The organism is Salmonella sp. SA14318, assembly GCF_029866905.1.
In the GTDB taxonomy this organism is placed as follows: Bacteria; Pseudomonadota; Gammaproteobacteria; order Enterobacterales; family Enterobacteriaceae; genus Salmonella; species Salmonella enterica.
Genome location: NZ_CP123282.1, coordinates 440780 through 463682, shown reverse-complemented (window position 1 = coordinate 463682; position 22903 = coordinate 440780). Strand labels below are relative to the sequence as shown.

At 50.6% G+C, this 22903-nt stretch carries 40 protein-coding genes; 2 read left to right on the top strand and 38 right to left on the bottom strand.

The annotated features are described in order from the left end of the window. Positions 1-38: 38 nt before the first annotated feature. The 27 genes from rpoA to rpsJ form a co-directional block, all read right to left on the bottom strand. The gene (gene rpoA / locus QEN32_RS02180; protein ID WP_001162094.1) at positions 39-1028 is read right to left on the bottom strand and encodes a DNA-directed RNA polymerase subunit alpha; all 990 of its coding nucleotides are present in this window, start codon (positions 1026-1028) and stop codon (positions 39-41) included. Between the two features lie 25 nt (positions 1029-1053). Then, a complete protein-coding gene (rpsD, locus tag QEN32_RS02175; protein ID WP_000135226.1) occupies positions 1054-1674 on the bottom strand; it encodes a 30S ribosomal protein S4 in 621 nt (206 codons plus the stop codon). Between the two features lie 33 nt (positions 1675-1707). Further along, complete coding sequence (gene rpsK / locus QEN32_RS02170; protein ID WP_001029758.1) at positions 1708-2097, bottom strand: 30S ribosomal protein S11; 390 nt, start codon at positions 2095-2097, stop codon at positions 1708-1710. 16 nt (positions 2098-2113) lie between these two features. Then, entirely contained in the window at positions 2114-2470 is a 357-nt protein-coding gene (rpsM, locus tag QEN32_RS02165; RefSeq protein ID WP_000090780.1) for a 30S ribosomal protein S13, read from the bottom strand. 146 nt (positions 2471-2616) lie between these two features. Then, the gene (gene rpmJ / locus QEN32_RS02160; protein WP_000868187.1) at positions 2617-2733 is read right to left on the bottom strand and encodes a 50S ribosomal protein L36; all 117 of its coding nucleotides are present in this window, start codon (positions 2731-2733) and stop codon (positions 2617-2619) included. 31 nt (positions 2734-2764) lie between these two features. Continuing rightward, positions 2765-4096 carry a preprotein translocase subunit SecY gene (gene secY / locus QEN32_RS02155; RefSeq protein WP_001118864.1) on the bottom strand — a complete coding sequence of 444 codons (1332 nt, stop codon included), beginning with the start codon at positions 4094-4096 and terminating at the stop codon, positions 2765-2767. A gap of 7 nt (positions 4097-4103) precedes the next feature. Further along, entirely contained in the window at positions 4104-4538 is a 435-nt protein-coding gene (gene rplO / locus QEN32_RS02150) for a 50S ribosomal protein L15 (protein WP_001238917.1), read from the bottom strand. Positions 4539-4541: 3 nt separating this feature from the next. Beyond that, positions 4542-4721, bottom strand: coding sequence for a 50S ribosomal protein L30 (rpmD, locus tag QEN32_RS02145; RefSeq protein WP_001140434.1), 180 nt, complete (start codon positions 4719-4721; stop codon positions 4542-4544). A 3-nt stretch (positions 4722-4724) separates the two neighbouring features. Continuing rightward, positions 4725-5228: a 30S ribosomal protein S5 gene (gene rpsE / locus QEN32_RS02140; protein ID WP_000940121.1), complete on the bottom strand. Its 504-nt coding sequence runs from the start codon at positions 5226-5228 to the stop codon at positions 4725-4727. A gap of 14 nt (positions 5229-5242) precedes the next feature. Next, a complete protein-coding gene (gene rplR, locus QEN32_RS02135) occupies positions 5243-5596 on the bottom strand; it encodes a 50S ribosomal protein L18 (protein WP_000358956.1) in 354 nt (117 codons plus the stop codon). A gap of 9 nt (positions 5597-5605) precedes the next feature. Then, a complete protein-coding gene (rplF, locus tag QEN32_RS02130) occupies positions 5606-6139 on the bottom strand; it encodes a 50S ribosomal protein L6 (RefSeq protein WP_000091939.1) in 534 nt (177 codons plus the stop codon). Positions 6140-6151: 12 nt separating this feature from the next. Next, positions 6152-6544, bottom strand: a complete 393-nt coding sequence (gene rpsH, locus QEN32_RS02125) for a 30S ribosomal protein S8 (RefSeq protein WP_000062611.1) — start codon at positions 6542-6544, stop codon at positions 6152-6154. A 33-nt stretch (positions 6545-6577) separates the two neighbouring features. Then, positions 6578-6883, bottom strand: a complete 306-nt coding sequence (rpsN, locus tag QEN32_RS02120) for a 30S ribosomal protein S14 (protein ID WP_001118932.1) — start codon at positions 6881-6883, stop codon at positions 6578-6580. A gap of 14 nt (positions 6884-6897) precedes the next feature. Beyond that, positions 6898-7437, bottom strand: coding sequence for a 50S ribosomal protein L5 (gene rplE, locus QEN32_RS02115; protein WP_001096206.1), 540 nt, complete (start codon positions 7435-7437; stop codon positions 6898-6900). 14 nt (positions 7438-7451) lie between these two features. Beyond that, on the bottom strand, positions 7452-7766 hold the full coding sequence (gene rplX / locus QEN32_RS02110; protein WP_000729185.1) for a 50S ribosomal protein L24: 315 nt from the start codon (positions 7764-7766) through the stop codon (positions 7452-7454). 10 nt (positions 7767-7776) lie between these two features. Beyond that, positions 7777-8148, bottom strand: a complete 372-nt coding sequence (rplN, locus tag QEN32_RS02105; RefSeq protein ID WP_000613954.1) for a 50S ribosomal protein L14 — start codon at positions 8146-8148, stop codon at positions 7777-7779. Positions 8149-8311: 163 nt separating this feature from the next. Beyond that, positions 8312-8566 (bottom strand): 30S ribosomal protein S17, encoded by a 255-nt coding sequence (rpsQ, locus tag QEN32_RS02100; RefSeq protein WP_000130101.1) that lies wholly within the window; start codon positions 8564-8566, stop codon positions 8312-8314. Beyond that, a complete protein-coding gene (rpmC, locus tag QEN32_RS02095) occupies positions 8566-8757 on the bottom strand; it encodes a 50S ribosomal protein L29 (protein WP_000644742.1) in 192 nt (63 codons plus the stop codon). Before rpmC ends, rpsQ begins: the two co-directional genes overlap by 1 nt. Further along, entirely contained in the window at positions 8757-9167 is a 411-nt protein-coding gene (rplP, locus tag QEN32_RS02090; RefSeq protein WP_000941208.1) for a 50S ribosomal protein L16, read from the bottom strand. Before rplP ends, rpmC begins: the two co-directional genes overlap by 1 nt. Positions 9168-9179: 12 nt before the next feature. Then, positions 9180-9881, bottom strand: coding sequence for a 30S ribosomal protein S3 (gene rpsC / locus QEN32_RS02085; protein WP_000529945.1), 702 nt, complete (start codon positions 9879-9881; stop codon positions 9180-9182). 17 nt (positions 9882-9898) lie between these two features. Then, the gene (gene rplV, locus QEN32_RS02080; RefSeq protein WP_000447529.1) at positions 9899-10231 is read right to left on the bottom strand and encodes a 50S ribosomal protein L22; all 333 of its coding nucleotides are present in this window, start codon (positions 10229-10231) and stop codon (positions 9899-9901) included. A 14-nt stretch (positions 10232-10245) separates the two neighbouring features. Beyond that, the gene (gene rpsS, locus QEN32_RS02075) at positions 10246-10524 is read right to left on the bottom strand and encodes a 30S ribosomal protein S19 (RefSeq protein ID WP_001138115.1); all 279 of its coding nucleotides are present in this window, start codon (positions 10522-10524) and stop codon (positions 10246-10248) included. 16 nt (positions 10525-10540) lie between these two features. Continuing rightward, the gene (rplB, locus tag QEN32_RS02070) at positions 10541-11362 is read right to left on the bottom strand and encodes a 50S ribosomal protein L2 (RefSeq protein ID WP_000301869.1); all 822 of its coding nucleotides are present in this window, start codon (positions 11360-11362) and stop codon (positions 10541-10543) included. Positions 11363-11379: 17 nt separating this feature from the next. Continuing rightward, a complete protein-coding gene (rplW, locus tag QEN32_RS02065) occupies positions 11380-11682 on the bottom strand; it encodes a 50S ribosomal protein L23 (RefSeq protein ID WP_000617546.1) in 303 nt (100 codons plus the stop codon). Next, entirely contained in the window at positions 11679-12284 is a 606-nt protein-coding gene (rplD, locus tag QEN32_RS02060) for a 50S ribosomal protein L4 (RefSeq protein ID WP_000424395.1), read from the bottom strand. Before rplD ends, rplW begins: the two co-directional genes overlap by 4 nt. Positions 12285-12294: 10 nt before the next feature. Continuing rightward, complete coding sequence (gene rplC, locus QEN32_RS02055; protein ID WP_000579838.1) at positions 12295-12924, bottom strand: 50S ribosomal protein L3; 630 nt, start codon at positions 12922-12924, stop codon at positions 12295-12297. A 32-nt stretch (positions 12925-12956) separates the two neighbouring features. Next, positions 12957-13268, bottom strand: coding sequence for a 30S ribosomal protein S10 (rpsJ, locus tag QEN32_RS02050; protein WP_001181005.1), 312 nt, complete (start codon positions 13266-13268; stop codon positions 12957-12959). Between the two features lie 379 nt (positions 13269-13647). Between rpsJ and hopD the strand changes: the two genes are divergently transcribed. After that, positions 13648-14115, top strand: a complete 468-nt coding sequence (hopD, locus tag QEN32_RS02045; RefSeq protein WP_024798447.1) for an A24 family peptidase — start codon at positions 13648-13650, stop codon at positions 14113-14115. Here the strand turns inward: hopD and bfr are convergent. The 11 genes from bfr to fkpA form a co-directional block, all read right to left on the bottom strand. Then, positions 14112-14588, bottom strand: coding sequence for a bacterioferritin (gene bfr, locus QEN32_RS02040; RefSeq protein ID WP_000675530.1), 477 nt, complete (start codon positions 14586-14588; stop codon positions 14112-14114). The genes hopD and bfr overlap by 4 nt on opposite strands. Positions 14589-14660: 72 nt before the next feature. Continuing rightward, positions 14661-14855, bottom strand: a complete 195-nt coding sequence (gene bfd / locus QEN32_RS02035; RefSeq protein WP_000289082.1) for a bacterioferritin-associated ferredoxin — start codon at positions 14853-14855, stop codon at positions 14661-14663. A gap of 184 nt (positions 14856-15039) precedes the next feature. Next, complete coding sequence (tuf, locus tag QEN32_RS02030; protein WP_000031748.1) at positions 15040-16224, bottom strand: elongation factor Tu; 1185 nt, start codon at positions 16222-16224, stop codon at positions 15040-15042. 71 nt (positions 16225-16295) lie between these two features. Then, complete coding sequence (gene fusA, locus QEN32_RS02025; RefSeq protein ID WP_000124693.1) at positions 16296-18410, bottom strand: elongation factor G; 2115 nt, start codon at positions 18408-18410, stop codon at positions 16296-16298. A 96-nt stretch (positions 18411-18506) separates the two neighbouring features. Continuing rightward, positions 18507-18977 (bottom strand): 30S ribosomal protein S7, encoded by a 471-nt coding sequence (rpsG, locus tag QEN32_RS02020; protein WP_001138042.1) that lies wholly within the window; start codon positions 18975-18977, stop codon positions 18507-18509. Between the two features lie 95 nt (positions 18978-19072). Next, positions 19073-19447, bottom strand: a complete 375-nt coding sequence (gene rpsL, locus QEN32_RS02015) for a 30S ribosomal protein S12 (RefSeq protein ID WP_000246815.1) — start codon at positions 19445-19447, stop codon at positions 19073-19075. A gap of 125 nt (positions 19448-19572) precedes the next feature. Continuing rightward, positions 19573-19860, bottom strand: a complete 288-nt coding sequence (gene tusB, locus QEN32_RS02010; RefSeq protein ID WP_000903400.1) for a sulfurtransferase complex subunit TusB — start codon at positions 19858-19860, stop codon at positions 19573-19575. Positions 19861-19867: 7 nt separating this feature from the next. After that, positions 19868-20224 carry a sulfurtransferase complex subunit TusC gene (tusC, locus tag QEN32_RS02005; protein WP_000820706.1) on the bottom strand — a complete coding sequence of 119 codons (357 nt, stop codon included), beginning with the start codon at positions 20222-20224 and terminating at the stop codon, positions 19868-19870. Further along, positions 20224-20610 carry a sulfurtransferase complex subunit TusD gene (gene tusD, locus QEN32_RS02000; protein WP_001268010.1) on the bottom strand — a complete coding sequence of 129 codons (387 nt, stop codon included), beginning with the start codon at positions 20608-20610 and terminating at the stop codon, positions 20224-20226. The genes tusC and tusD overlap by 1 nt, the downstream gene beginning before the upstream one ends. Then, positions 20610-21332, bottom strand: coding sequence for a transcriptional regulator (locus QEN32_RS01995; RefSeq protein WP_000091471.1), 723 nt, complete (start codon positions 21330-21332; stop codon positions 20610-20612). Before QEN32_RS01995 ends, tusD begins: the two co-directional genes overlap by 1 nt. 276 nt (positions 21333-21608) lie before the next feature. Beyond that, positions 21609-22427 carry an FKBP-type peptidyl-prolyl cis-trans isomerase gene (fkpA, locus tag QEN32_RS01990; protein WP_000838222.1) on the bottom strand — a complete coding sequence of 273 codons (819 nt, stop codon included), beginning with the start codon at positions 22425-22427 and terminating at the stop codon, positions 21609-21611. Positions 22428-22646: 219 nt separating this feature from the next. On the opposite strand from fkpA, the gene QEN32_RS01985 reads away from it, so the two are divergent. Next, entirely contained in the window at positions 22647-22865 is a 219-nt protein-coding gene (locus QEN32_RS01985) for a protein SlyX (protein ID WP_001152701.1), read from the top strand. The last annotated feature ends 38 nt before the right edge of the window (positions 22866-22903 follow it).

The following is a 22903-nucleotide window of genomic DNA, read 5'->3' as shown; positions in this document are numbered from 1 at the left end:
CCTTATCCTTCTCAGTAAAACCTTAACCTGTGATCCGGTTACTCGTCAGCGATGCTTGCCGGTGGCCAGTTTTCCAGGCGCATACCCAGAGACAGTCCACGGGAAGCCAGCACGTCTTTAATCTCGGTAAGAGATTTTTTACCCAGGTTAGGCGTCTTAAGAAGCTCAACCTCGGTACGCTGTACCAGATCACCGATATAGTGGATAGCTTCTGCCTTGAGGCAGTTAGCAGAGCGGACAGTCAATTCCAGATCGTCAACAGGGCGCAGCAGGATCGGATCGAATTCTGGTTTCTCTTCTTTCACTTCCGGTTGACGTACATCACGTAAATCAACGAAAGCTTCCAGTTGTTCAGCCAGGATGGTTGCCGCACGACGAATCGCCTCTTCAGGATCGATTGTGCCGTTGGTTTCCATTTCGATGACCAGCTTGTCCAGGTCGGTACGCTGTTCTACACGCGCTGCTTCAACATTGTAGGCAATACGCTCTACAGGGCTGTAGCAGGCGTCGACCAGCAGACGGCCGATTGGGCGCTCATCTTCTTCCGAATGAATTCGGGTAGAAGCCGGCACATAACCACGACCGCGCTGAACTTTGATACGCATACTAATAGACGCGTTTTCATCGGTCAGGTGGCAGATCACGTGCTGCGGCTTGACGATTTCGACATCCCCATCATGGGTGATATCGGCTGCAGTCACAGGGCCAATGCCAGATTTATTCAAGGTAAGAATAACTTCATCTTTACCCTGAACTCTCACCGCCAGCCCTTTCAGGTTGAGCAGGATTTCCAGGATGTCTTCCTGAACGCCTTCTTTGGTGCTGTACTCATGTAGTACACCATCAATCTCAACCTCGGTCACCGCGCAACCCGGCATCGATGAGAGCAGAATACGGCGCAGTGCGTTACCCAGAGTATGGCCGAAGCCACGCTCTAAAGGCTCAAGGGTCACCTTGGCGTGCGTCGAACTCACTTGCTCGATATCTACCAGGCGCGGTTTTAGAAACTCTGTCACAGAACCCTGCATTGTGTCCTCTCTTTGGTACTAAGCTTTACTTGGAGTAAAGCTCGACGATCAGGTGTTCGTTAATGTCCGCAGACAGATCAGAACGCTCAGGCTTACGCTTGTACGTACCTTCCATCTTGCCAGCATCAACTTCCAGCCAGGTTGGCTTTTCACGCTGCTCAGCCAGCTCCAGAGCGGCTTTCACGCGAGACTGCTTCTTCGCTTTCTCACGAATGCTAACAACGTCATTCGGACTAACCTGATAAGAAGCGATGTTAACAACACGACCGTTTACCATAATTGCTTTATGGCTAACCAACTGACGTGCTTCTGCACGAGTGGCGCCGAAGCCCATACGGTATACAACGTTGTCCAGACGACCTTCCAGCAGAGCCAACAGGTTTTCACCGGTGTTGCCTTTCAGACGTGCTGCTTCTTTGTAGTAGTTACGGAACTGACGCTCCAGCACACCGTAAATGCGGCGAACTTTTTGCTTTTCACGCAACTGCACACCATAGTCAGACAGACGCGGCTTACGCGCACCGTGCTGGCCAGGAGCTTGTTCAATTTTACACTTGGTATCGATCGCGCGAACGCCAGACTTAAGGAATAAGTCGGTGCCCTCACGACGGCTCAGCTTGAGCTTAGGACCCAAATATCTTGCCATTTTCTTTCTCCAACTAACCTGGAAAACGAAGCGTTATACGCGACGTTTTTTCGGCGGACGACAACCGTTATGAGGGATCGGAGTCACATCAGTAATATTAGTGATGCGGAAACCAGCGGCGTTCAGAGCACGAATAGTAGATTCGCGGCCTGGACCCGGACCTTTAACCATAACTTCCAGATTCTTGATACCGTATTCTTTCACGGCGTCAGCGCAACGCTCTGCTGCAACCTGAGCTGCAAACGGAGTGGATTTGCGAGAACCACGGAAACCGGAACCACCGGCTGTTGCCCAACCCAGCGCATTACCCTGACGATCGGTAATAGTCACGATGGTGTTGTTGAAAGAAGCATGGATATGAGCCACGCCGTCAGAGACTTGTTTTCTTACACGTTTACGTGCGCGAACTGGTGCCTTTGCCATTATTCAATCACCCCGATTATTTCTTGATCGGTTTGCGCGGACCCTTACGGGTACGAGCGTTGGTCTTGGTACGCTGACCGCGAACCGGGAGACCACGACGATGACGCAAACCGCGATAGCAACCAAGATCCATCAGGCGCTTGATGCTCATGCTGATTTCACGGCGCAGATCACCTTCAACGACAAATTTGGCAACTTCGTCACGCAGCGTGTCGATTTGTTCTTCAGACAGCTCACTGATCTTAACATTTTCAGCGATACCCGCTGCAGCCAGGATGGCTTTAGAACGGGTCTTGCCGACACCGTAGATCGAAGTTAACGCGATCACGGCGTGTTTCTGATCAGGAATGTTAATGCCTGCTATACGGGCCACTATGCACTCCTACTATTTAATATGTACGTACCATGCTGAAAAGCCCGTTTTCAGGATACTCAAATGGAAACGTACAGACATACAAAAGATTGGCTGGCTAATCTAGCCAGCTCAACCCAACTTTGCAAGAAAAATATGCGAAAAAATCAGCCTTGGCGCTGTTTATGCTTCGGCTCGGCACTGCAAATCACACGGATGACACCATCACGCTTAACGATTTTGCAGTTACGGCATAATTTCTTGACGGAAGCACGAACTTTCATTTTTACTCTCCGTAACTTCTCAGGCGACCAATTAACGGCCGTAGCCTTTCAGGTTCGCCTTCTTCAATGCAGACTCATACTGACTGGACATCATCAGAGTTTGCACTTGAGCCATAAAGTCCATAATCACGACAACAACGATAAGCAGTGAGGTCCCACCGAAGTAGAACGGCACTTTCATTGCATCACGCATGAACTCCGGGATCAGGCAGATAAAGGTAATATACAGCGCACCAACCAAGGTCAGGCGGGTCATTACTTTATCGATATACTTCGCCGTTTGCTCTCCCGGACGAATTCCTGGTACAAATGCACCGGACTTCTTCAGGTTATCTGCTGTTTCACGCGGGTTGAAAACCAACGCCGTGTAGAAGAAACAGAAGAAGATGATTGCAGACGCATAGAGTAACACATAAAGCGGTTGCCCAGGCTGCAAATACAGCGAAATTGTTGTCAGCCAGTTCCAACCAGTACCGCCCCCGAACCATGACGCGATGGTCGCCGGGAACAGAATAATACTGGAAGCGAAGATTGCCGGGATTACCCCCGCCATATTCACTTTCAGCGGTAAATGTGTGCTCTGTGCAGCATAGACACGACGACCTTGCTGACGTTTGGCGTAGTTTACCACAATACGGCGTTGACCACGTTCAACGAATACTACAAAGAACGTCACTGCAAATACTAATACTGCAACCAACAGCAACACGAGGAAGTGCAGGTCGCCTTGACGCGCTTGCTCGATAGTATGGGCAATGGCTGGCGGGAGTCCCGCAACGATACCAGCGAAGATGATGATTGAGATACCGTTACCGATACCGCGCTCAGTAATCTGTTCGCCGAGCCACATCAGGAACATCGTCCCTGTAACCAGACTTACAACAGCGGTGAAATAGAATGCAAAGCCTGGATTCATCACCAGGCCCTGCATACCAGGCATATTCGGCAAACCGGTAGCAATACCGATCGACTGGAATATCGCCAGCACCAGAGTACCGTAGCGGGTGTACTGGCTGATCTTACGACGACCAGACTCCCCTTCTTTCTTAATTTCTGCCAGCGTTGGATGAACCACCGTCAACAGCTGGATAATGATCGACGCCGAAATATACGGCATGATCCCCAGGGCAAAGATAGAAGCACGGCTGAGAGCACCACCAGAGAACATGTTAAACATTTCAATGATGGTGCCTCGCTGTTGCTCAAGCAGTTTGGCAAGTACAGCGGCATCAATACCAGGGATCGGAATAAAAGAGCCAATACGGAACACAATCAGCGCGCCGATAACAAACAGCAGTCTGCGTTTCAGCTCACCTAAGCCACCTTTGGCACTTTGAAAATCTAATCCCGGTTGTTTAGCCATCTGCTACTTATTCCTCGATTTTACCGCCAGCAGCTTCGATAGCAGCACGAGCGCCTTTAGTAACACGCAGGCCACGAACAGTTACCGGAGTAGTGACTTCGCCAGCCAGGATCACTTTCGCGAACTCGATCTGGATACCGATAATGTTTGCCGCTTTCAGCGTGTTCAGGTCTACAACGCCGCCTTCTACTTTCGCCAGGTCAGACAGACGAACTTCGGCTGTAATCGCTGCTTTGCGAGAAGTGAAGCCGAATTTCGGCAGACGACGGTACAGAGGCATCTGACCACCCTCGAAACCGCGACGTACGCCACCGCCAGAACGAGACTTCTGACCTTTGTGACCACGACCACCGGTTTTACCGAGGCCAGAACCGATACCACGACCCAGGCGTTTACCCGCCTTTTTGGAGCCTTCGGCCGGAGACAGAGTATTTAAACGCATCTCTTACTCCTCAACTTTAACCATGAAGGAAACCGCGTTGACCATACCACGAACAGCAGGAGTATCCTCGCGCTCTACGGTGTGGCCAATACGACGCAGACCCAGGCCAAGCAGCGTTGCCTTGTGTTTCGGCAGACGACCGATTGCACTGCGGGTTTGAGTAATTTTAATAGTCTTTGCCATGGTTTATTTCCCCAGAATTTCTTCAACGGATTTACCACGCTTGGCAGCGACCATTTCTGGAGAATTCATATTTTCCAGGCCATCAATAGTTGCACGAACCACGTTGATCGGGTTGGTGGAACCGTATGCTTTAGCCAGAACGTTATGAACCCCAGCAACTTCCAGAACGGCGCGCATTGCACCACCGGCGATGATACCGGTACCTTCGGAAGCTGGCTGCATGAATACACGAGACCCCGTGTGAACACCTTTAACCGGGTGCTGCAGGGTGCCGTTGTTCAGCGCGACGTTAATCATATTGCGACGGGCTTTTTCCATCGCTTTCTGGATCGCTGCTGGAACTTCACGCGCTTTACCGTAACCAAAACCTACGCGACCGTTACCATCGCCTACTACAGTCAGAGCTGTGAAGGAGAAAATACGACCACCTTTAACGGTTTTAGATACGCGGTTTACCGCGATCAGCTTTTCCTGCAGTTCGCCAGCTTGTTTTTCGATGTGAGCCATCTTACACCTCTACCTTAGAACTGAAGGCCAGCTTCACGGGCAGCATCTGCCAGTGCCTGGACACGACCATGATATTGGAACCCGGAACGGTCAAAGGACACATCTTTGATGCCTTTTTCCAGAGCGCGTTCAGCGACAGCTTTACCCACAGCTGCAGCCGCGTCTTTGTTACCGGTGTACTTCAGTTGTTCAGCGATAGCTTTTTCTACAGTAGAAGCAGCTACCAGAACTTCAGAACCGTTCGGTGCAATTACCTGTGCGTAAATATGACGCGGGGTACGATGTACCACCAGGCGAGTTGCGCCCAGCTCTTTGAGCTTGCGGCGTGCGCGGGTCGCACGACGGATACGAGCAGATTTCTTATCCATAGTGTTACCTTACTTCTTCTTAGCCTCTTTGGTACGCACGACTTCGTCGGCGTAACGAACACCCTTGCCTTTGTAAGGCTCAGGACGACGGTAGGCGCGCAGATCTGCTGCAACCTGGCCGATCACCTGCTTATCAGCGCCTTTCAGCACGATTTCAGTTTGAGTCGGACATTCAGCAGTGATACCTGCCGGCAGCTGATGGTCAACCGGGTGAGAGAAACCTAAAGACAGGTTTACTACATTCCCTTTAACCGCTGCACGATAACCTACACCAACCAGCTGCAGCTTCTTAGTGAAGCCTTCGGTAACACCGATAACCATTGAGTTCAGCAGGGCACGCGCGGTACCAGCCTGTGCCCAACCGTCTGCGTAACCATCACGCGGACCGAAGGTCAGTGCATTATCTGCATGTTTAACTTCAACAGCATCGTTGAGAGTACGAGTCAGCTCGCCGTTTTTACCTTTGATCGTAATAACCTGACCGTTGATTTTGACATCAACGCCGGCAGGAACAACGACCGGTGCTTTAGCAACACGAGACATTTTTTCCTCCGATTAGGCTACGTAGCAGATAATTTCGCCACCAAGACCAGCCTGGCGCGCTGCACGATCAGTCATAACACCTTTAGAGGTAGAAACAACTGCGATACCCAGACCGGCCATAACTTTCGGCAGCTCATCTTTACGTTTGTAGATGCGCAGACCTGGGCGGCTGACACGCTGAATGCTTTCTACAACAGCTTTACCCTGGAAATACTTAAGAGTCAGTTCCAGTTCCGGCTTGGTGTCGCCTTCAACTTTAAAATCTTCAATAAAACCTTCTTCCTTCAGCACGTTGGCAATTGCCACTTTCAGCTTGGAGGAAGGCATGGTGACCGCAGCTTTGTTCGCGGCCTGACCGTTACGGATACGGGTCAGCATATCCGCGATCGGATCTTGCATGCTCATCTGTCTTTACTCCCGTGATTCAATTGGTGACAATTACCAGCTAGCCTTTTTCAGACCCGGAATTTCACCGCGCATAGCGGCTTCACGGACCTTAATACGGCTCAACCCGAACTTCCGCAGGAAAGCGTGCGGACGACCAGTTTGACGGCAGCGGTTACGCTGACGTGACGGGCTGGAATCACGCGGCAGAGTCTGCAGCTTAAGAACCGCATTCCAACGATCTTCGTCGGTTGCGTTCACATCAGAGATGATCGCTTTCAGTTCAGCGCGTTTCGCGAAGTATTTATCAGCTAAAGCTACGCGTTTTACTTCGCGTGCTTTCATTGATTGCTTAGCCATTTAGTAACCCTACCTTACTTGCGGAACGGGAAGTCAAAGGCAGCCAGCAGAGCACGGCCTTCTTCGTCAGATTTCGCAGTAGTGGTAATGGTAATATCCAAACCACGAACGCGGTCGACTTTATCGTAGTCGATTTCTGGGAAGATGATCTGCTCACGGACACCCATGCTGTAGTTACCACGACCGTCGAATGACTTAGCGGACAAGCCACGGAAGTCACGGATACGAGGAACAGCAATAGTGATCAGGCGCTCAAAGAACTCCCACATGCGTTCGCCACGCAGAGTTACTTTACAGCCGATCGGATAGCCCTGACGGATTTTGAAGCCTGCAACAGATTTGCGTGCTTTGGTGATCAACGGTTTTTGACCGGAGATTGCTGTCAGGTCTGCTGCTGCGTTATCCAGCAGTTTTTTGTCAGCGATCGCTTCACCAACACCCATGTTCAGGGTGATCTTCTCGACCCGAGGGACTTGCATGACAGAATTGTAGTTAAACTCAGTCATGAGTTTGTTAACTACTTCGTCTTTGTAGTAATCATGCAGTTTCGCCATCGTACTACTCCAAATTACTTGATAGTTTCGCTGTTAGACTTGAAGAAACGGACTTTTTTGCCGTCTTCGAATCTAAAGCCTACACGGTCAGCCTTGCCGGTTGCCGCATTGAAGATTGCAACGTTAGAAACCTGAATTGCAGCTTCTTTTTCAACGATGCCGCCCGGTTGGTTCAGAGCCGGAACCGGCTTCTGGTGTTTCTTAACCAGGTTGATACCTTCAACAATGACCTTGCCGGAAGACAGGACATTCTTAACTTTACCGCGTTTACCTTTATCTTTACCGGTTAACACGATAACTTCGTCATCACGACGGATTTTCGCTGCCATGATTCGCTCCTTAGAGTACTTCTGGTGCCAGAGAGATAATTTTCATGAACTTCTCGTTACGAAGTTCACGAGTTACCGGCCCAAAAATACGCGTACCGATAGGCTGCTCGCTGTTATTGTTTAAAATAACGCATGCATTACCATCGAAGCGAATGACAGAACCGTCCGGGCGACGAACACCCTTCTTGGTGCGCACCACTACCGCCTTCAGCACATCACCTTTTTTGACCTTACCACGCGGAATCGCTTCTTTGATGGTGATCTTAATGATGTCGCCTACGCCTGCGTAGCGACGGTGCGAGCCACCCAGAACCTTGATACACATTACGCGACGTGCACCGGAGTTGTCGGCGACGTTCAGCATAGTCTGTTCTTGGATCATTTTAGTGCTCCGCTAATGTCAACTACTACTGAGACCCGAAAATCAGGTCGTTAAAAAAACCCCATATCGAGGGCGCGGCATTATAACACCGCAAATCAGATATGGGTAGAAAAAATAAACGGCCCATCGCTGAGCCGTTTATTCGTTGAGAATGCGTACTGTATTACAGAACCGCTTTCTCTACAACGCGAACCAGAGTCCAGGATTTGGTCTTGGACAGCGGACGGCATTCGCGGATTTCAACCACGTCGCCGATACCGCATTCGTTGTTCTCGTCATGTACGTGCATTTTGGTCGTACGCTTGATGAATTTACCGTAGATCGGGTGTTTCACAAAACGTTCGATAGCAACAACAATGGATTTCTCCATTTTGTCGCTAACCACGCGACCTTGCAGAGTACGGATTTTATCGGTCATTACGCACCCGCCTTCTCAGTCAGTAAAGTCTTAACGCGTGCGACATCACGACGCACTTGCTTCAACAGGTGAGACTGTTGCAGCTGGCCACTTGCAGCCTGCATACGCAGGTTGAACTGCTCACGCAGCAGGTTCAGTAGCTCGGTGTTCAGCTCTTCAACGCTCTTCTCACGCAGCTCTTTTGCTTTCATTACATCACCGTCTTAGTTACAAAGGTGGTTTTAATCGGCAGTTTCGCTGCTGCCAGCTTGAATGCTTCACGGGCCAGCTCTTCCGGTACGCCGTCCATTTCATACAGGACTTTACCCGGCTGAATCAAGGCAACCCAATACTCCACGTTACCTTTACCTTTACCCATACGCACTGCCAGCGGCTTTTCAGTGATCGGTTTGTCCGGGAATACACGGATCCAGATCTTACCTTGACGCTTAACTGCACGGGTCATAGCACGACGTGCTGCTTCGATCTGACGGGCAGTCAGACGACCACGGCCAACAGCTTTCAGGCCGAAGCTGCCGAAGCTAACATCCGCGCCTGCAGCCAGACCACGGTTGCGGCCTTTGTGCATTTTACGGAATTTTGTACGCTTTGGTTGTAACATCAGCGACGCTCCTTATTTACGGCCTTTACGCTGCTGCTTTTTCGGTTGAGCAGCCGGTTTTTCCGGTTGTTCAACAGCAGCCATACCACCCAGGATCTCGCCTTTGAAGATCCACACTTTAACGCCGATTACACCATAAGTGGTGTGCGCTTCAGAGGTGTTGTAGTCGATGTCAGCACGCAGAGTGTGCAGCGGTACGCGACCTTCGCGGTACCATTCGGTACGTGCGATTTCCGCGCCGCCCAGACGGCCGCTAACTTCAACTTTGATACCTTTAGCGCCCAGACGCATGGCGTTCTGTACAGCACGCTTCATCGCACGACGGAACATAACGCGACGTTCCAGCTGAGAAGTGATGCTGTCAGCAACCAGTTTAGCGTCCAGTTCAGGTTTACGAACTTCGGCGATGTTGATCTGTGCAGGAACGCCAGCGATATCCGCTACGACCTTACGCAGTTTTTCTACGTCTTCACCTTTTTTACCGATAACGATACCCGGGCGAGCGGTGTGAATAGTCACACGAATGCTCTTAGCCGGACGCTCGATAACGATACGAGATACAGACGCTTTAGCCAGTTCCTTCGTCAGGTACTGACGTACTTTAAAATCGCTGTCCAGGTTGTCAGCGAATTCTTTGGTGTTCGCAAACCAGGTAGAGTTCCATGGTTTTACAATACCCAGGCGAATACCATTAGGATGTACTTTCTGACCCATTGCTAGTCTCCAGAGTCTCAGCGATCGGACACAACCACAGTGATGTGGCTGGTGCGCTTCAGGATGCGATCTGCACGACCTTTTGCACGCGGCATAATGCGCTTCATGCTCGGGCCTTCGTCTACGAAAATTTTCGTAACTTTCAGATCGTCAATGTCAGCGCCATCGTTGTGTTCAGCGTTAGCAATGGCAGATTCCAGAACTTTCTTGACCAGTACAGCCGCTTTCTTGTTGGTGTAGGTCAGAATATCCAGAGCCTGCGACACTTTCTTACCGCGAATCAGGTCAGCAACAAGGCGAACCTTCTGAGCAGAAGAACGAGCATGGCGATGTTTAGCGATAGTTTCCATCTCTTCCTCCTACCTTATTTCTTCTTCGCTTTTTTATCAGCAGCGTGGCCGCGATAAGTACGAGTCGGTGCGAATTCACCCAGTTTGTGACCGACCATTTCGTCGGAAACAAATACCGGAACGTGCTGACGACCATTATGGACAGCGATGGTCAAACCGATCATGTTAGGAAAGATCGTTGAACGACGGGACCAGGTGCGCAGGGGCTTCTTGTCTCCGCTTTCCACCGCTTTCTCTACCTTCTTCAGCAAGTGCAGGTCAATAAAAGGACCTTTCTTGAGAGAACGTGGCATGGCTTATCCTCTAAAATTATTTGCTACGGCGACGTACGATGAATTTATCAGTACGCTTGTTGCTGCGGGTCTTCTTACCTTTGGTCTGAACGCCCCACGGAGTTACCGGGTGCTTACCAAAGTTACGACCTTCACCACCACCATGTGGGTGGTCTACTGGGTTCATCGCAGTACCGCGAACGGTAGGACGAACGCCACGCCAGCGTGCAGCACCTGCTTTACCCAGAACGCGCAGCATATGCTCAGCATTGCCAACTTCGCCCAGGGTTGCACGGCAGTCTGCTTCGACTTTACGCATTTCACCAGAACGCAGACGCAGGGTGACATAAGCGCCATCGCGAGCAACGATCTGAACGTAAGTACCAGCGGAACGCGCCAGCTGACCGCCTTTACCTGGTTTCATTTCTACGTTATGAACGGTAGAACCAACCGGGATATTGCGCATCGGCAGGGTGTTGCCTGCTTTGATTGCAGCATCAACGCCAGACTGAATCTGGTCGCCAGCTTTCAGGCCTTTCGGGGCCAGGATGTAACGGCGTTCGCCGTCTTTGTACAGAACCAGCGCGATGTTCGCGGAACGGTTCGGATCGTACTCAAGACGTTCAACAACTGCCGGGATACCGTCTTTGTTGCGTTTGAAGTCAACAATACGATAAGCCTGTTTGTGACCACCACCGATATGACGAGTGGTGATACGGCCATTGTTGTTACGACCACCGGATTTGCTGTTTTTTTCAACCAGCGGAGCAAAAGGTTTGCCCTTGTGCAGCTCTGGGTTGACCACTTTAACGACGTGGCGACGACCCGGAGATGTCGGTTTACATTTAACAACTGCCATTGTATTACTCCTCCGACTTACTCAGCGCCGCCGACGAAGTCCAGATTCTGGCCTTCTTTCAGGGTGACGTAAGCTTTTTTCCAGTCGCTACGACGACCGATACGCTGTCCGTGACGTTTAACTTTCCCTTTAACGACCAGGGTGTTAACGACTTCGACTTCGACTTCAAACAGTTTCTGCACAGCAGCTTTGATTTCTGCTTTGGTCGCGTCTTTAGCAACTTTGAGAACGATGGTGTTAGTTTTTTCCATCGCAGTAGACGCTTTTTCAGAAACGTGCGGTGCGCGCAGCACCTTCAGCAGACGTTCTTCACGAATCATGCCAGCATCTCCTCAACTTGCTTAACAGCATCAGCAGTCATTACGACTTTGTCGAAGGCGATCAGGCTAACCGGGTCGATACCAGTCGCATCGCGTACGTCAACCTTGTGCAGGTTACGTGCGGCCAGGAACAGGTTCTCGTCCAGCTCACCGGTGATGATCAGCACATCTTCCAGAGCCATGTCTTTCAGTTTCTGTGCCAGCAGCTTAGTTTTCGGCGCTTCTACAGAGAACTTCTCGACAACGATCAGACGATCCTGACGTACCAGTTCGGACAGGATGCTTTTCAGCGCGCCGCGGTACATCTTCTTGTTAACTTTTTGACTGTGGTCCTGCGGACGAGCAGCGAAGGTCACGCCACCGGAACGCCAGATCGGGCTCTTGATAGAACCTGAACGCGCACGGCCAGTGCCTTTCTGGCGCCACGGTTTTTTACCGGAACCAGTTACTTCAGCACGAGTCTTCTGAGCACGAGTACCCTGACGAGCACCAGCTGCATAAGCAACAACAACCTGGTGAACCAGCGCTTCGTTGAAATCACGACCGAAGGTAGTTTCGGAAACAGTCAGCGCGCTCTGCGCGTCTTTCAATACTAATTCCATTGCTATCCCCTTACGCCTTCACAGCTGGTTTAACGATCAGGTCGCAACCGGTTGCACCCGGAACACCACCCTTAACCAGCAGCAGGTTGCGCTCAGCGTCAACGCGTACTACGTCAAGGCTCTGAACGGTTACGCGCTCATTACCCATCTGACCTGCCATTTTCTTGCCTTTGAACACTTTGCCCGGAGTCTGGTTCTGACCGATAGAACCCGGAACGCGGTGAGACAAGGAGTTACCGTGAGTAGCGTCCTGGGTACGGAAGTTCCAGCGCTTAACGGTACCAGCGAAACCTTTACCTTTAGAGGTACCGGTTACGTCAACTTTTTTAACGTCAGCAAACAGTTCAACGCTGATGCTCTGACCTACGGTGTATTCTTCGCCTTCAGCCAGACGGAATTCCCACAGACCACGGCCAGCTTCTACGCCAGCTTTAGCAAAGTGACCCGCTTCCGGCTTGGTGACACGGTTAGCTTTTTTAGCACCCGTAGTAACCTGAACAGCGCGGTAGCCATCGTTAGCCAGGTCTTTAACCTGAGTAACACGGTTTGCTTCAACTTCGATTACGGTTACTGGGATAGAGACGCCATCTTCAGTGAAGATGCGGGTCATACCCACTTTTTTACCGACTAAACCAATCATTGTATCAACCTCTCAATCGCTCGATGACCTGATTAACCCAGGCTGATCTGCACGTCTACACCGGCAGCCAGGTCCAGACGCATCAGAGCATCAACGGTTTTCTCGGTTGGCTCAACGATGTCAACCAGACGCTTGTGAGTGCGAATTTCGTACTGATCGCGCGCATCTTTGTTAACGTGCGGAGAGATCAGAACGGTAAAGCGCTCTTTGCGGGTCGGCAGCGGGATCGGACCGCGAACCTGCGCACCAGTGCGCTTGGCAGTCTCGACGATTTCCGCGGTTGATTGATCGATCAGACGATGATCAAACGCTTTCAGGCGGATACGGATTCTTTGGTTCTGCATGAGACCAGAGCTCCAATTATTTTATAAACGAAAATGATTACTCCTCACACCCATTACGATTGATGGGAGAGTGTAACCGTTCTTACGTAGCTCCCCGATTGGGAGCATTGTTAAATAGCCAAATCGGCTATTCGAGGTTCAAATCGAACCTGCCGTCAATTACGACAAGCCCGCGCATTATACGTAAATCTCAGCCTGACGCAAGTGTCGAATAGAAATTAAGCGCTTTATTCTTATGCGAGCACGATTCCAGATGGTACGCATGGGATGGTAACGCGCATCTTTTCTTTGGAAGGCATCAGGCAAACCTGGCAATACGTCGTTGTCGCTGTCGCATAAATCTATAAAGGTGAGCACAAGCCTTGACGAGGATTTGCTTATGTTTGTTGCCCTCCCCTTTCTCATTTTTTATGCGTCGTTCTCTTTATTACTTGGCATATACGACGCGCGTACCGGACTGTTGCCTGACCGGTTTACTTGTCCATTACTGTGGGGGGGTCTGCTTTATCACCAGATTTGCCTGCCGGAGCGTTTACCGGATGCGCTTTGGGGCGCTATCGCCGGCTATAGCGGATTCGCGTTAATTTACTGGGGCTATCGCCTGCGTTATCAGAAAGAGGGGCTTGGATATGGCGACGTCAAGTACCTTGCTGCCTTAGGGGCGTGGCATTGTTGGGAAACACTGCCGTTACTGGTTTTCCTTGCCGCCATGTTGGCCTGTGGCAGGTTTGGCGTCGCGCTACTGGTGAGAGGTAAATCGGCATTAATAAACCCGCTACCTTTTGGGCCATGGTTGGCGGTGGCGGGTTTCATAACAGGTTGGAAAGTTTTCTTTCCAGACGGTTAATCGGTAACCTTAATTTGTGATTGCAGATAATTTTGCATACCAAGTTTGGCAATCAAATCCAGCTCAGTTTCCAGCCAGTCGATGTGGCCTTCCTCGTCGGCAAGAATTTCAATCATCATATCCCGGCTGACATAATCATGAACGCTATCGGCATAGGCTATTGCCTCACGTAGATCTTTTGCGCCTTCCAGTTCGAGCCGGAGATCCGATCGTAGCATCTCTTCGACATCTTCACCGATGCCCAGCTTGCCCAGATCCTGTAGGTTCGGTATGCCTTCCAGAAATAAAATACGCTCAATATACTTATCGGCGTGTTTCATCTCATCAATGGATTCATGGTACTCAACATCATTAAGCCGGGTCAGGCCCCAGTTTTTGAACATACGGGCATGAAGAAAATACTGATTAATTGCGACAAGCTCATTTCCCAATAGTTTATTGAGATAATTTATGATTTTAACATCACCTTTCATTTTATAGTCCCTCCGCTTCCACTCTCTAGAGCGTAGATGGGGCTACAGGGATGTCAAAAAAAAGAGTGTGACTCAGGCGATCTCTTTAAATTCCGGCATTTGCGTTAACTCATCCTGCATCACTTCTCGCGCGGCGCGAATACACTTACCACATTGATTTCCCACAGGAATAAATTTACGCAACTGTTGAAATGACTGTGGATGAAATTGTCGTACAGCCTGGCGGATTTTTTTATCGCTTATACCATTACACAAACAAACGTACATGATCGCTCCCGTTCAATTTCCGCACAAAGTGTAAATGAGAATGGTTATGATTACAATAGCACAAAGCGATTTACGCCACGGGAGAAGCGTTAAAAAAGGCAAATAAATATAACAGCGGCTAAATAGCAGGCAACAAAAAGGGCGCCGAAGCGCCCTCTTCAATTCAAAACTAATTAACGAGTAATTAGCCCAGAACTTTAGCAACAACGCCCGCGCCAACGGTACGGCCGCCTTCACGGATTGCGAAACGCAGACCGTCGTCCATCGCGATCGGGTGGATCAGGGTAACAACCATTTTGATGTTGTCGCCCGGCATTACCATCTCTACGCCTTCCGGCAGTTCGATGGTACCAGTCACGTCAGTAGTACGGAAGTAGAACTGCGGACGGTAGCCTTTGAAGAACGGAGTATGACGGCCGCCTTCATCTTTGGACAGAATGTACACTTCAGATTCGAACTTGGTGTGCGGCTTGATGGTGCCCGGCTTAGCCAGTACCTGACCACGTTCGATTTCTTCACGTTTGATACCACGCAGCAGAACACCTACGTTCTCACCGGCACGGCCTTCGTCCAGCAGTTTGCGGAACATCTCAACGCCAGTACAGGTAGACTTCTGAGTCTCTTTGATACCAACGATTTCAACTTCTTCGCCCACTTTGATGATACCGCGCTCTACACGACCGGTAACAACGGTACCACGACCGGAGATGGAGAATACGTCTTCGATCGGCAGCAGGAACGGCTTGTCAATCGCACGCTCTGGTTCCGGGATGTAAGAATCCAGGAAGCCAGCCAGTTCGATGATTTTCGCTTCCCACTCTGCGTCGCCTTCCAGCGCTTTCAGAGCAGAACCACGAACGATCGGAGTGTCGTCGCCCGGGAAGTCGTACTGAGACAGAAGTTCACGAACTTCCATTTCAACCAGTTCCAGCAGCTCTTCGTCATCAACCATGTCGCATTTGTTCAGGAACACGATGATGTACGGAACGCCTACCTGACGACCCAGCAGGATGTGCTCACGGGTCTGCGGCATCGGGCCGTCAGTCGCAGCAACAACCAGGATCGCGCCGTCCATCTGCGCAGCACCGGTGATCATGTTTTTAACATAGTCGGCGTGCCCCGGGCAGTCTACGTGTGCGTAGTGGCGGGTCGGGGTATCGTATTCAACGTGAGAAGTGTTGATGGTGATACCACGCGCTTTTTCTTCCGGTGCGTTATCGATCTGGTCGAATGCACGAGCAGCACCGCCGTAGGTTTTAGCCAGTACGGTGGTGATTGCAGCGGTCAGGGTAGTTTTACCGTGGTCAACGTGGCCGATGGTGCCGACGTTAACGTGCGGTTTTGTACGTTCAAATTTTTCTTTAGACACGGCTATATTCCTTACTATAGCGCTCTCCCCTTCAGGAGAGAGCACGGGATTTTGGTTTTTAACCCTGCGGCTTATTTACCACGGGCTTCGATTACGGCCTGAGCAACGTTGTTCGGCGCATCATCATACTTCAGGAATTCCATAGTGTACGATGCGCGACCTTTGGTCAGAGAACGCAGCTGAGTTGCATATCCGAACATTTCAGACAGCGGTACTTCAGCGTGGATCTTAACGCCTGTAACTTCAGATTCCTGACCTTTGAGCATACCACGACGGCGGCTAAGGTCGCCGATAACGTCACCGGTATTCTCTTCAGGTGTTTCTACTTCAACCTTCATGATCGGCTCAAGCAGAACTGGTTTTGCTTTCTTAAAGCCTTCTTTAAAGGCGATAGACGCAGCCAGTTTAAACGCCAGCTCAGAGGAGTCAACGTCATGGTAAGAACCGAAGTGCAGACGCACACCGAGATCAACTACCGGATAACCCGCCAGCGGGCCAGATTTCAGCTGCTCCTGGATGCCTTTATCAACGGCCGGGATGTATTCGCCAGGAATTACACCACCTTTGATGTCGTTGATGAACTCGTAACCTTTCGGGTTAGAGCCCGGCTCCAGCGGGTACATGTCGATAACAACATGACCATACTGACCGCGACCACCAGACTGTTTCGCGTGTTTACCTTCGATGTCGGTAACTTTCGCGCGAATCGCTTCGCGGTAAGCAACCTGAGGTTTACCCACGTTAGCTTCAACGTTGAATTCACGCTTCATACGGTCAACGATGATATCCAGGTGAAGTTCACCCATACCAGCGATGATGGTCTGGTTAGATTCTTCATCAGTCCATACGCGGAATGACGGGTCTTCTTTCGCCAGACGGCCCAGAGCCAGACCCATTTTTTCCTGGTCAGCTTTGGTTTTCGGTTCTACCGCGATGGAGATTACCGGCTCAGGGAATTCCATACGTTCCAGAATGATCGGGTTTTCCGGATCACACAGGGTGTCACCGGTAGTCACGTCTTTCAGGCCGATAGCAGCCGCGATGTCGCCCGCGCGAACTTCTTTGATCTCTTCACGTTTGTTAGCGTGCATCTGAACGATACGACCGAAACGCTCACGTGCGGTTTTCACGGAGTTCAGTACGGTATCACCAGAGTTAACCACACCGGAGTACACACGGAAGAAGGTCAGGTTACCCACAAACGGGTCGGTAGCGATTTTGAACGCCAGCGCAGAGAACGGCTCGTCGTCGCTTGCGTGACGCTCAGCCGGAGTATCTTTACCGTCGTCCAGAATACCGTTGATCGCAGGTACGTCTACCGGGGATGGCAGGTAATCAATTACCGCATCCAGCATCGCCTGAACACCTTTGTTCTTGAATGCAGAACCACAGGTTACCAGGATGATTTCGTTGTTCAGAACGCGCTGACGCAGAGCTTGTTTGATCTCTTCTTCAGTCAGTTCTTCACCACCCAGGTATTTTTCCATCAGCTCTTCAGAAGCTTCTGCGGCGGACTCGATCAGGTTCTGGTGCCATTCGTTAGCCAGGTCCTGCATGTCAGCCGGGATATCTTCGTATTCGAAGGTAACGCCCTGGTCGGCATCGTTCCAGTTGATGGCTTTCATTTTCACCAGGTCAACAACGCCGGTGAAACCTTCTTCAGCACCAATTGCCAGCTGCAGCGGAACCGGGTTCGCGCCCAGACGGGTTTTGATCTGACCAACAACTTTCAGGAAGTTCGCGCCCATGCGGTCCATTTTGTTAACGAACGCAATGCGCGGAACTTTGTATTTGTTTGCCTGACGCCATACGGTTTCAGACTGCGGCTGAACACCACCAACTGCGCAGTAAACCATTACCGCACCATCGAGAACACGCATGGAACGTTCTACTTCGATAGTGAAGTCAACGTGCCCCGGGGTGTCGATGATGTTGATGCGATGCGGTTCATACTGCTTAGCCATACCAGACCAGAATGCAGTAGTCGCTGCGGAGGTGATAGTAATACCACGCTCCTGCTCCTGCTCCATCCAGTCCATGGTAGCTGCGCCGTCATGAACTTCACCGATTTTGTGGTTTACACCGGTGTAGAACAGAATACGTTCGGTAGTAGTGGTTTTACCGGCGTCGATGTGCGCACTGATACCGATATTACGGTAGCGTGCGATGGGTGTTGTACGAGCCATTTGATTCCTCGTTGATATCTTTAGGCGTTCAGTTAAGTTATCCAAAACGGGCGACTTACCTGAAGCGCCCGCCTGGTGACTATGACTCCGAAGGGATTACCAACGGTAGTGTGCGAACGCCTTGTTGGCTTCTGCCATACGGTGAACGTCTTCACGTTTCTTAACTGCAGTACCTTTGTTGTCTGCAGCATCAGAAAGTTCGTTCGCCAGGCGCAGAGCCATGGATTTATCACCGCGTTTACGAGCAGCTTCTACGATCCAACGCATTGCCAGAGCATTACGACGGACCGGACGGACTTCAACTGGTACCTGATAAGTAGAACCACCTACACGGCGGGATTTAACTTCTACAGTCGGGCGAACGTTTTCGAGAGCGACTTCGAAAGCTTCCAGTTCAGATTTACCAGAACGCTGAGCCAGGGTCTCCAGCGCGCTGTATACGATTGATTCTGCAGTAGATTTTTTACCATCTACCATCAGGATATTGACAAATTTAGCCAGCAGTTCTGATCCGAACTTCGGATCCGGCAGAATTTTACGCTGACCAATGACGCGACGACGTGGCATGGAAATACTCCGTTGTTAATTCAGGATTGTCCAAAACTCTACGAGTTTAGTTTGACATTAATTTAAAACGTTTGGCCTTACTTAACGGAGAACCATTAAGCCTTAGGACGCTTCACGCCGTACTTAGAACGAGCTTGCTTACGGTCTTTAACGCCGGAGCAGTCAAGCGCGCCACGAACGGTGTGGTAACGAACACCCGGGAGGTCTTTAACACGACCGCCACGGATCAGGATCACGGAGTGCTCCTGCAGGTTGTGACCTTCACCACCGATGTAGGAAGTCACTTCAAAACCGTTAGTCAGACGAACACGGCAAACTTTACGCAGTGCGGAGTTCGGTTTTTTAGGAGTGGTAGTATATACACGAGTACATACGCCACGTTTTTGCGGGCATGCTTCCAGCGCAGGCACGTTGCTTTTCGCAACTTTGCGAGCACGTGGTTTGCGTACCAGCTGGTTAACTGTTGCCATTAAATAGCTCCTGGTTTTAGCTTTTGCTTCGTAAACACGTAATAAAACGCCCTCACACAATATGAGGACGCCGAATTTTAGGGCGGTGTCGAAAAGGTGTCAAGAAATATACAACGATCCCGCCATCACCAGGCCATCTGGTTGGCATACTTAACCGTGAGTCTGACAAACTCAGTATAGTCAACCCTGACGACACTGTCTGAAATTTGACCACCCAGGCCACGGGCGTCAATATCTTCTTTCAAGGCATAGACCGTTATGGGGGCATCGCGCAGACTTTCAAGGAAGCGGTTACCTTCAATCGCGACGGTAACGCCATCCTGGAGCAACAAAAGCGCATCGCCCTCTTTTAGCAGGCGCAGCAAAGCGGGAAAATCAACGCTCGAAGCGCAATGAGGTAAGGTATGCAGCATAAACGCCTCAGAATCTCAGGATGACATCATAGTTGCCAAGCTCGCGGCGTAATACCACGGGTTCCAGCGGCGTGGCGTCTACCACAAAATTAACGTTTTCCAGACCACGCTCGCGCAGCGATGCCGCGCAGATCCAGCATTGATCAATATCGTACAAATCAAAGAGCTTGAAAGTAGCAATATAGTCACGCGCCAGCACAGCGTCTGGTTTTTGTCCCGGTAATAACTGAAAGACGCCGTCACTGATAAAAAAGACGCCCAGCGCTTCCGTTAGCGCTGACGTCGCCAGCAGCGCATCCAGTCCTTCACGGCCTGAGGCGCTGCCGTGCGGCGCGGTGGAAAAGACAAATGCAATACGTTTCATTAAAACTGCACCACCCGATCGCAGGTGAGAGATGCCTCCGCCAGCGCGCCCAGTCCGCTTAACGTAAAGCCCGGCTGAAGATTGGCGGACGGCAACGCCAGTCTGCCGGCTTCAGTTTCATCAATAATACCGCGACGAAGCGCCGCCGCGACACAGATGTTCAGCGCTACGCCATGCTGCGTATTCAATTTCTGCCAGGCGCGTACCAGATCATATTCATCGCTCGCCGGCGAGGTCAGGAGATTGGCGTTATAGACACCTTCCCGATAGAAAAAGACGCTGGCTAACTCATGCCCCTCATTGAGCAGCGCGTGGGCGAACTGCAATGCGCTGCTGGCCTGCTGGGTGCCATATGCCGGCCCGGTGACCATAATGGCATAACGCATTATTTATCCTGCCCCTGAAAATCGCCGCTTTTGAACTGGCGAATATAGAGGTAAACCGTGTGTTTTGAGATATTCAGACGATCGGCTACCTGGTTAATGGCGTCTTTAATATCGAAAATGCCTTTTTCGTACAGGTTAAGGACGATCTGACGATTTTTCGCATTGTTAGAGACATTACGATCGGCATTCACTTCTTCGATCGTGAACTCCAGCGTCTGGGTGACTAAATCTTCGACTGAGGAGGCAAAATTAACCGCTGAGCCGACTTCCGGCGTTTCCGGCGGAATAAAGGTATTCATAATCTGTGAAAATGGCACATCAAGATTCATGTTGATGCACAGTAGACCAATGACGCGCTGCTCGCGGTTGCGAATGGCAATCGTCAACGACTTCATCAAGACACCGCTTTTCGCGCGCGTGAAATAGCATTTCGACACGCTACTGTCCGCCCCTGTCATGTCGTGCAACATGCGCAACGCCAGGTCGGTAATCGGCGAGCCAATTTTACGGCCCGTATGTTCGCCATTGGCAATACGAATGGCAGAACATTTTAGATCCTGCAAAGAGTGCAATACGATTTCACAATGGGAACCTATAAGCATCGCTAACCCGTCCACTACCGCTTCGTAGGATTTCAGAATATCGAAGTCGGTTTGCTCGAAGGGACGCTGATCCAGCAAATCAAGTTCACTGGTTTCGTTGGTTAAAAGCGACCTGGACATGAAAAAAAACACTCCTTTTCAGGAGCCTGTCGTTATGTTTTCAGGGCAGGCTCATTATTTACGCGGATGATTAAATTAATACAGTGAGGGTTCATCTTTCCAGTACTAATTTGCTCGTCTATTTCAGACTACGTGTGCGTTGGCGGTCATTCAGCCTACGGTCTCGCCCTTAACGACCAGCACAAGCGCCGTTATCCGCAAATCAAATTATGGTGAGTAATATATCCGGCCTGAATAAAAAAAACCGCCGCTATTACAAGCGGCGGCTCTCAGTTTTTATTTTTTAGCAGCATCTGCGGCTTTAGCGTCAGCCGCATCGGCAGGTTTAGCATCCGCTTTCGGCGCTGGTTTGATATCCAGCAGCTCTACGTCGAATACCAGGGTGGAGTTCGCCGGGATACCCGGAACGCCCGTTTTACCGTAGGCCAGCGCCGGTGGGATAACCAGTTTGATCTTGCCGCCTTTCTTAATATTTTTCAGGCCTTCAGTCCAGCCAGGGATAACGCCGTCCAGACGGAAGGAGAGCGGTTCGCCGCGCGTGTAAGAGTTATCAAACTCTTTACCGTCGATCAGCGTACCTTTGTAGTTCACCACAACGGTATCGCTATCTTTCGGCGCCTCGCCTGTGCCTTCTTTCTCTACTTTGTAAAGCAGACCGGTAGAGGAGGTTTTCACGCCTTTCTCTTTAGCAAAAGCGTCGCGGAACGCTTTACCTTTTGCTTCGTTATCGGCAGCGTCTTTTTCCATCTTCGCCTGAGCAGCGCTCTTCACGCGTGCTTCAAACGTCTGCAGCGTTTGCTCAATTTCCTGATCGGACAGTTTGCTCTTATCGGCAAAGGCATCCTGAACGCCGGCAATCAACTGATCTTTATCCAGTTTGATGCCCAACTTTTCCTGCTCTTTAAGCGAATTTTCCATGTAACGACCCAGCGAGGCGCCCAGCGCATAAGCCGCTTTTTGATCGTCGTTTTTAAATGCTGCTTTGCTATCAGCGGTAGCTGCCGGTTTCGCCGCATCAGCAGCAAAAGTGATCGGTGCGTGCATAGCAACGGCCATCGTCGTTGCCAGCAGCGTGGCTTTAAACAGTGATTTCATCCATATCTCCAGGGCCGGGGCATCTCGCCCCATGTTAACTTACGTAAGAAGCGTACTATAAATCGTTGCAGAACAAATCAACATACGAACACGCCCTATTATCACTTCTTTTCAGACTCTTTTTGTTTAAATTAGTTTCGTAGGGCGCGTAATGGTTGCTGTGAAAGCCGGTAAAGTTAAGTAGAATCCGCCGACGGAGACAACATAAAGAGGTACATCATGCAGGATATCACGATGGAAGCTCGTCTGGCTGAACTGGAAAGCCGTCTGGCGTTCCAGGAGATTACCATAGAAGAACTAAACCTGACGGTAACCGCACATGAAATGGAGATGGCGAAGCTGCGCGATCATCTGCGTTTGCTCACGGAAAAGTTAAAAGCCAGTCAGCCGTCAAATATCGCCTCTCAGGCAGAAGAAACGCCGCCGCCGCATTATTGAGACGAAAAAAAAGCGGGGATAACCCGCTTTTTTGTGCC